The organism is Tsukamurella soli (assembly GCF_039541155.1).
In the GTDB taxonomy this organism is placed as follows: Bacteria; Actinomycetota; Actinomycetes; order Mycobacteriales; family Mycobacteriaceae; genus Tsukamurella; species Tsukamurella soli.
In genome coordinates this window covers 1-8604 of record NZ_BAABFR010000012.1, presented here as the reverse complement: position 1 = coordinate 8604, position 8604 = coordinate 1, and the positions used below count along the sequence as shown (strand labels likewise).

3 protein-coding genes and 1 CRISPR repeat array are annotated in these 8604 nt (G+C 69.0%); all 3 genes read right to left on the bottom strand.

The features are described 5' to 3' along the window. Positions 1–15: 15 nt before the first annotated feature. A CRISPR array of direct repeats spans positions 16–6807; the repeat unit is 37 nt; unit sequence GCCTCAACGAAAGCGCCTCGGCCGGAGCCGAGGCGGG. A 183-nt stretch (positions 6808–6990) separates the two neighbouring features. Beyond that, positions 6991–7293, bottom strand: coding sequence for a CRISPR-associated endonuclease Cas2 (gene cas2, locus ABD908_RS05700; protein ID WP_344992157.1), 303 nt, complete (start codon positions 7291–7293; stop codon positions 6991–6993). Continuing rightward, complete coding sequence (gene cas1, locus ABD908_RS05695) at positions 7290–8330, bottom strand: CRISPR-associated endonuclease Cas1 (protein ID WP_344992154.1); 1041 nt, start codon at positions 8328–8330, stop codon at positions 7290–7292. Before cas1 ends, cas2 begins: the two co-directional genes overlap by 4 nt. Before the next feature lie 170 nt (positions 8331–8500). Further along, the coding region (locus tag ABD908_RS05690) for a hypothetical protein (RefSeq protein WP_344992318.1) at positions 8501–8604 on the bottom strand (104 nt) is incomplete at its 5' end.

Sequence of the window (8604 nt, the reverse complement as noted above, 5' to 3'; positions counted from 1 at the left end):
CTGCAGGGTGGTGCGGCCTCAACGAAAGCGCCTCGGCCGGAGCCGAGGCGGGAGGTGGCTGCGCCGCCGATGAGCGTCGGTACCGGGAACGCGCCTCAACGAAAGCGCCTCGGCCGGAGCCGAGGCGGGAGGTCGCACCACCTCCACCACGACTGCAGGGTGGTGCGGCCTCAACGAAAGCGCCTCGGCCGGAGCCGAGGCGGGAGGTGGCTGCGCCGCCGATGAGCGTCGGTACCGGGAACGCGCCTCAACGAAAGCGCCTCGGCCGGAGCCGAGGCGGGCCTTCGTAGGCGTCGCCGGACTCGATCTCCTCCATGCCTCAACGAAAGCGCCTCGGCCGGAGCCGAGGCGGGTCGGACTGGAGCAGCCGACGCCGAGGCGTCAGGTTGCCGCCTCAACGAAAGCGCCTCGGCCGGAGCCGAGGCGGGCCGAGAGTCAGGTCATGCGGGACAAGATCTGGGACTGGCCTCAACGAAAGCGCCTCGGCCGGAGCCGAGGCGGGAGCGTGGAGACGTTGCTGGGGCTGCATCGGGCGGAGGTGCCTCAACGAAAGCGCCTCGGCCGGAGCCGAGGCGGGTTCGCTGCCGGGCGCTTCGAGCACGATGGTGCATCCGTGTGCCTCAACGAAAGCGCCTCGGCCGGAGCCGAGGCGGGGATCGGTGAAGTCGAATGTCATGAGCGGTCCTGCTAGGCCTCAACGAAAGCGCCTCGGCCGGAGCCGAGGCGGGCTGGTCGACGTTGTGGTCGTAGCCGGACCGCTCTTTGCCTCAACGAAAGCGCCTCGGCCGGAGCCGAGGCGGGCGTCTACGTCGAGCGTGATCTAACCCCGTCGTGTCTGGCCTCAACGAAAGCGCCTCGGCCGGAGCCGAGGCGGGCCGGCAAACGTGCCGTTGACGGATTGCTGCACGTGGAGCCTCAACGAAAGCGCCTCGGCCGGAGCCGAGGCGGGGGGTGTTGTCGCACACCGTGGCCGTCACCGTCCGGCTGCCTCAACGAAAGCGCCTCGGCCGGAGCCGAGGCGGGTCGGTGAGATGCTCGAGGCCGCCGAGGCGCTGCGCGGGCCTCAACGAAAGCGCCTCGGCCGGAGCCGAGGCGGGCGCCGCAGAGTACGATGCAGAGATGGAAGCCGCACTGCCTCAACGAAAGCGCCTCGGCCGGAGCCGAGGCGGGGCTCTGTATCCTCGATAGTCCATTCACCTGTTTTCGTTGCCTCAACGAAAGCGCCTCGGCCGGAGCCGAGGCGGGGCCGGTGCGCTGCCCTTGCGCGTCCAACGTCTTCTCGCCTCAACGAAAGCGCCTCGGCCGGAGCCGAGGCGGGCCGGGAACGTCTCGGCGTACCACACCGCCTGCGGGCCTCAACGAAAGCGCCTCGGCCGGAGCCGAGGCGGGCCGAATCCCTGGATCAATTGGCGAAGGAGAATCCCAAGGCCTCAACGAAAGCGCCTCGGCCGGAGCCGAGGCGGGCAGGTGACGCATTCGCGGCGGCCGGATGGTGGTCGGCCTCAACGAAAGCGCCTCGGCCGGAGCCGAGGCGGGGTTGATCCTGCTGCATGGCTTGCTGCACTTTCGCCTGGCCTCAACGAAAGCGCCTCGGCCGGAGCCGAGGCGGGCGATCGGTTCCATTGTCGCGGCGATAGGAGCGGTCGGTGCCTCAACGAAAGCGCCTCGGCCGGAGCCGAGGCGGGCGGGCGCGCCGTGCACCCCGTTGGGGAAGCCGTTCGGGCCTCAACGAAAGCGCCTCGGCCGGAGCCGAGGCGGGCCCGTGTCGGCTACCGCGTACCCGTTCTCCTTCGCCCGCCTCAACGAAAGCGCCTCGGCCGGAGCCGAGGCGGGCTCCGGCGCATCGTCGCCGGGGTACAGGGCGCTCGCGCCTCAACGAAAGCGCCTCGGCCGGAGCCGAGGCGGGCGGGAGTTGCAACCCAGGTGAGCGCACTGCACGTTCTCGCCTCAACGAAAGCGCCTCGGCCGGAGCCGAGGCGGGCCGTGGTCGGTGATCACCTCGCCCTGGTGGAAGAAGCTGCCTCAACGAAAGCGCCTCGGCCGGAGCCGAGGCGGGACGCCGACCGGGCGCCTTGCGTGTCGAGGAGCTTCTCGCCTCAACGAAAGCGCCTCGGCCGGAGCCGAGGCGGGACGGTAGCGAGATTGGAGAGGTCAGGTTGTCCAGTCGTGCCTCAACGAAAGCGCCTCGGCCGGAGCCGAGGCGGGGGTCGAGTTGGCGGAGTTCGTCGGCGAGCTGGCGGATGCCTCAACGAAAGCGCCTCGGCCGGAGCCGAGGCGGGTGCGGCAGACCCATTTTGGTACGCGCCGGAGCTGAGGCCTCAACGAAAGCGCCTCGGCCGGAGCCGAGGCGGGATGAGCGAGACACCGCCGCACGGTGATCCCGTCGCCCGCCTCAACGAAAGCGCCTCGGCCGGAGCCGAGGCGGGCCGGTACACGTGCCCGCGGATGCCCGGCTCCCAGCCGCCTCAACGAAAGCGCCTCGGCCGGAGCCGAGGCGGGCGGCGATGACGGTGACCGCCGTGATGCGGCGGCGACGGCCTCAACGAAAGCGCCTCGGCCGGAGCCGAGGCGGGCGGTGTAGGTTTTTCCATCGACCAATGATGTGATGGGTGCCTCAACGAAAGCGCCTCGGCCGGAGCCGAGGCGGGGCCACTGCACTTCCGCCAACAAGAACGGGTTCTTGCCTCAACGAAAGCGCCTCGGCCGGAGCCGAGGCGGGTCGCCGAGATTCTTCCGGTTCGGCTGCGCCTGCACGTCGCCTCAACGAAAGCGCCTCGGCCGGAGCCGAGGCGGGTCGTCGGCCTGGTCGGCGGAAACAAGCTGCGGTGGGAGCCTCAACGAAAGCGCCTCGGCCGGAGCCGAGGCGGGTCCCCCGACACCGTGCGGGTGGTGAACTGTGTCGAGCCTCAACGAAAGCGCCTCGGCCGGAGCCGAGGCGGGGGAGGACTCCTCGGAGGTTGCGCCCTGCCCGTACGGCGCCTCAACGAAAGCGCCTCGGCCGGAGCCGAGGCGGGCTTGTTGATCGCTTCGAGGTTCAGTCTGTTGAGTTCGTCGCCTCAACGAAAGCGCCTCGGCCGGAGCCGAGGCGGGCCCACTTACGTAACCACCACCGTATGTAGCTGTAGATGCCTCAACGAAAGCGCCTCGGCCGGAGCCGAGGCGGGATCCGGCGTGATGTCGGCGCTGGTCGTGGGCGGTTCTGGCCTCAACGAAAGCGCCTCGGCCGGAGCCGAGGCGGGGGGTGCGAGGGATCGAGCATCGTCCCACTTCATCATCGCCTCAACGAAAGCGCCTCGGCCGGAGCCGAGGCGGGCGACTGCTGCTGTCCAGCGGTCTGTGTTCCCTGCGCGGCCTCAACGAAAGCGCCTCGGCCGGAGCCGAGGCGGGCGACCGCGTTGGATGAACTGGCACGCGAGAACCCTAAGGCCTCAACGAAAGCGCCTCGGCCGGAGCCGAGGCGGGCGATCGGTTCCATTGTCGCGGCGATAGGAGCTGTCGGTGCCTCAACGAAAGCGCCTCGGCCGGAGCCGAGGCGGGCGATCGGTTCCATTGTCGCGGCGATAGGAGCTGTCGGTGCCTCAACGAAAGCGCCTCGGCCGGAGCCGAGGCGGGATCGGCAAAATCGAATGCCATCAGCGGTCCTGCCAAGCCTCAACGAAAGCGCCTCGGCCGGAGCCGAGGCGGGCACAGCCGTCGCGGACGGCGACGAGAAGACGCAGGACGAGCCTCAACGAAAGCGCCTCGGCCGGAGCCGAGGCGGGCGCCACCGCGATCTTCTCCTCCACGAACAGCGCCAGGCCTCAACGAAAGCGCCTCGGCCGGAGCCGAGGCGGGTTGTGGCGAAACGGATCCTGGACGCAGCCACCGCCATGCCTCAACGAAAGCGCCTCGGCCGGAGCCGAGGCGGGGGGAAGCCATGGGGTTGACACCTAGGCGAGTGTGCTATGGGCCTCAACGAAAGCGCCTCGGCCGGAGCCGAGGCGGGAGATCGGAGCAGTCACCCCAGTCGACGCCGCCCCACTTGCCTCAACGAAAGCGCCTCGGCCGGAGCCGAGGCGGGAACATGACCGCCGCGAGCAGCTACTACGCGTTCCCGGGCCTCAACGAAAGCGCCTCGGCCGGAGCCGAGGCGGGGCGCTTGTGTGATGCGCTGGTGCGTCACGGAATCAGTTTGCCTCAACGAAAGCGCCTCGGCCGGAGCCGAGGCGGGCGCGCCGGTGATCCCGCCGTGATCGTCGACTTCCCGTCCGGCCTCAACGAAAGCGCCTCGGCCGGAGCCGAGGCGGGGGAACGACACCGCCAGCAGGGCGACGGCGACGATGAGCAGCCTCAACGAAAGCGCCTCGGCCGGAGCCGAGGCGGGCCGGGGATAGTTTCTCCGGGTTGGGGATCTTGTTCGCGGCCTCAACGAAAGCGCCTCGGCCGGAGCCGAGGCGGGGGCCCACGACTGCGAGGTGTGCGTCCCGGACGCGGTGCCTCAACGAAAGCGCCTCGGCCGGAGCCGAGGCGGGAAGAACGTGGCGATGTCGACGTACGACGTGACCTCGCCTCAACGAAAGCGCCTCGGCCGGAGCCGAGGCGGGGCCCGCCTATGGCTATCTCCGCGCCGTAGTCCTCCTGGCCTCAACGAAAGCGCCTCGGCCGGAGCCGAGGCGGGCCTATGGCCTGCATGTCAGGTAACTACATCGGTGTTATCTGCCTCAACGAAAGCGCCTCGGCCGGAGCCGAGGCGGGCCGTCGTGGAGACCGCACTGCCGGTGTCGCGTCGGTTCGCCTCAACGAAAGCGCCTCGGCCGGAGCCGAGGCGGGTCTTCGGCTTCTCCGGTGCGGCCGGTGGTGCCTGGTCGCCTCAACGAAAGCGCCTCGGCCGGAGCCGAGGCGGGTCGAGGCCGCGCCGTGCTTCGTGACCACTGCCGCGCCTCAACGAAAGCGCCTCGGCCGGAGCCGAGGCGGGCCATGCCGCCCTGCAGGGCGAGCTGTTCGAGCTGCGGGCCTCAACGAAAGCGCCTCGGCCGGAGCCGAGGCGGGCGGAACGTCAATCGTCGGGGCGCGGGTGGCGGTCAGGGCCTCAACGAAAGCGCCTCGGCCGGAGCCGAGGCGGGCCGCTGTTGACGACATTGCCGTTGCCGCCGAGCCCCCAGCCTCAACGAAAGCGCCTCGGCCGGAGCCGAGGCGGGCGACAGCCCGTTGACCCCCGACGACGTCATCGGACCGGCCTCAACGAAAGCGCCTCGGCCGGAGCCGAGGCGGGCCACAGGAGCGTAGAAAATGGCCGACAGCTGCCAGCCTCAACGAAAGCGCCTCGGCCGGAGCCGAGGCGGGGTCATCGTGCGCGCCGTCCACGAACGTCGACGCCGCCTCAACGAAAGCGCCTCGGCCGGAGCCGAGGCGGGGCGAGCACGCGATAAGGCTGCCGACATGTTCAACGCCTCAACGAAAGCGCCTCGGCCGGAGCCGAGGCGGGAGCGTCCGGGTGACTACCGCAGGTCGATCCGCATCCAGCCTCAACGAAAGCGCCTCGGCCGGAGCCGAGGCGGGGAGGACGACGAGGCCGACGCCGAGCACCAGTCTTAGGGCCTCAACGAAAGCGCCTCGGCCGGAGCCGAGGCGGGTCCACCACGATCTGCGGTGTCAGCTCACCGTTGCGCTGGCCTCAACGAAAGCGCCTCGGCCGGAGCCGAGGCGGGGGGAAGCCCGAGTTCTTCACCAGCACAGGTTCTACCGCGCCTCAACGAAAGCGCCTCGGCCGGAGCCGAGGCGGGGCAGGGCGATGTCGTTGGCGTTGCCGTCACCCTCGTAGCCTCAACGAAAGCGCCTCGGCCGGAGCCGAGGCGGGGGCGAAGGTTGTTGCCGCCCCGGACAAGCCGACTGTCCGCCTCAACGAAAGCGCCTCGGCCGGAGCCGAGGCGGGCCGTCGAAGCTGTTGGGGCTCACTACCAGCGGCTCCGGCCTCAACGAAAGCGCCTCGGCCGGAGCCGAGGCGGGATCACGGCGGGTAAGGATCAGGCTGCGGCGTACGGGGTGCCTCAACGAAAGCGCCTCGGCCGGAGCCGAGGCGGGGAGTACTCTATCATCAAGTCGGCTGAGGGTCAGATTCAGCCTCAACGAAAGCGCCTCGGCCGGAGCCGAGGCGGGGTGGTGGTGGTGGTGGTCAGGGCGGCGGATGGGGCCTCAACGAAAGCGCCTCGGCCGGAGCCGAGGCGGGTTGTACTGCTCCTGGCGTGTGGCTGCGGCGGCATAGTCGAGCCTCAACGAAAGCGCCTCGGCCGGAGCCGAGGCGGGTTGGGCTGTCGTACCACCGTTCCTCAATCCGGATTACCAGCCTCAACGAAAGCGCCTCGGCCGGAGCCGAGGCGGGTGTGCGGCGCCACCGACGGCCCGCTGCACGCAGACCAGCCTCAACGAAAGCGCCTCGGCCGGAGCCGAGGCGGGCGAGGGTGAGACGCAGCCAGTGCTGGAATCCGGGTTCGCCTCAACGAAAGCGCCTCGGCCGGAGCCGAGGCGGGCTGCACCATCAGCTTTCGGCGTTCGGGACTGCCGATCGGGCCTCAACGAAAGCGCCTCGGCCGGAGCCGAGGCGGGGCGGGGAAATGCGTTGCTGTCCACCTGCACTCGCAGTGCGCCTCAACGAAAGCGCCTCGGCCGGAGCCGAGGCGGGATCAGGCGGTGGTGCGGTGCCGTTCGCCGTTGGACTCGCCTCAACGAAAGCGCCTCGGCCGGAGCCGAGGCGGGCGCGATCGAGGTGAACTGGCTCGATAAGGTTCGTGCGCGCCTCAACGAAAGCGCCTCGGCCGGAGCCGAGGCGGGAGCCACCCCAAATATAGCCGTCTGACCTGCAGCTCGGCTACCCGGGTGCGAGCGGTGGTCACAGACGCGACACGCCGAGGGGCGAATCCGCCGGGGCTAGACCTCTCTTATTGCGCGTGACCAGGCAGAACACCATGCGAGCGGTGGCCGTGGTGCTCGTCATGTCGCGTACCCCTCGTGACCTCAGACGACAAAGCTGTCTGTGTCGGTGATCGGCCTGTCCCGCCCCTCGAACTCGAATTGGCGCGGGACGAGACTGAGGACCGGGCCGAGGTCGCAGAAGAGCAACGAATCCAGCGACAGGTCGACGATGCGCCGAAGTTCAGCGCGGAGCCGGATGAGCTGCCCGGGGATGGCGTCGACGACGAACACGCTGTATTGCACCCTGTCCCCGTACTTCGATAGAGCGGTGGCCAGACGCGCGCGGCGTCTGTCGTCGGTGACGTCGTATGCGATCAGGGTCCGGCGGACGTCTTCGCGCGTCATCGAGTACGGATCCCGGTGTATCGTTTCGCTGTACCGTCGAGGACGCCGAGCACCATACGTGCCTGGATTTCGATGGCGCGGCGCCAACTCACGGAATATCCGAATACCGGGTGGGTGAGCTCCTGCCGGACCCGGCGCTGGTACGACGCAGTGAGTGTACGGCGCGCACCCTCCCCGAGCCGCCGGTTCGCGAGCGTCTGTGGGAGGTCTGCCACGACGATCTCGCCGTTGTTGATGGCGCCGAGCACCGCTGAATCGGCAATCGGAGCGCGGAATTCCTCCATGAGGTCGAGGGCGAGCGCCGGCTTGTTTCGCGTCGCGGTGTGGAGGAAGCCTGCGTGCGGGTCGAGTCCACATGCGTGGATGGCGCGGACGGTGTCTGCCAGGAGCAAGCCGTACGCATAATTGAGCAGCACGTTCAGTGGATCCGTTGCACCACGCCCGGTACGGCCAGGCCACAGGTCGGCGAATGCGGGATCTGCGTCCGGGGACAGTAAGGCGGGGAAGTTCTTGAAGTACATCGCTGCGGCCTCGCCTTCTCGGCCGAACAGCGATGGGATATCGGGAGTGCTGCTGCACGATCGAGCGATCTCCCGCATCCGCCGCACGGGATCTGTGACGTCGGTGCGGGCGTTCCGTCGGAGCTGAGTCGCCTGGTTCGACACCTTTGCACCAACGAACTCCCGGGCCAGCTCGAGGTGTCCGGATTCGGAGGCAACGTGCTGCCGGACGCGCGCGATACCGTTCGGCGACGATGCGGATCGAGCGCTCCCGACCACACGTCCACTGCTTGCGCACCAGACGATCGAGTATCCGCGCCACAGGAGTTCGCGCAGTAGTGCACTCGATACGTCGACGTTCCCGTGCACCACCAAACCCACTACGCGCTCGACGGGGACCGATGCCAGTTCTTCCCGCTGCTTGGTCACCACTACACGACCGGCTTTGAGTGACGCGCGACTACCAGGCGTCGTGAGATGGAGAACGTCGCCGTGTGGATTGCTGACCGCGATCCGCCGTGGACTATCGGACCGCACGTTCTCGTCAGGCAGACATATCGATACGTGTGAGCAGAAGCCGCAGCGAGGATCGTCGATCAAGGGCGGTGGTGCCTCGGCTCGGTCGATGACAACACGTGTTGCAGTCACCCATTCCCGTGCGACGGCGAAATCGGATTCTTTTAGGGCCCTCCTGACATATGTGTGGGTCAGTTCCGGCCGGGGAGGGTGGGGCGGTGACCGCCGAGGCTGAGCATGGCGAGGGCGATGAGGGAGTCGGGGCTGTGGAAGCCGAACGCCATCCGGGCGATGA

Coding starts and splice junctions, on each gene's coding strand:
- cas2 (WP_344992157.1), bottom strand. CDS start 7,293: ATGACGCGCGAAGACGTCCGCCGGACCCTGATCGCATACGACGTCACC.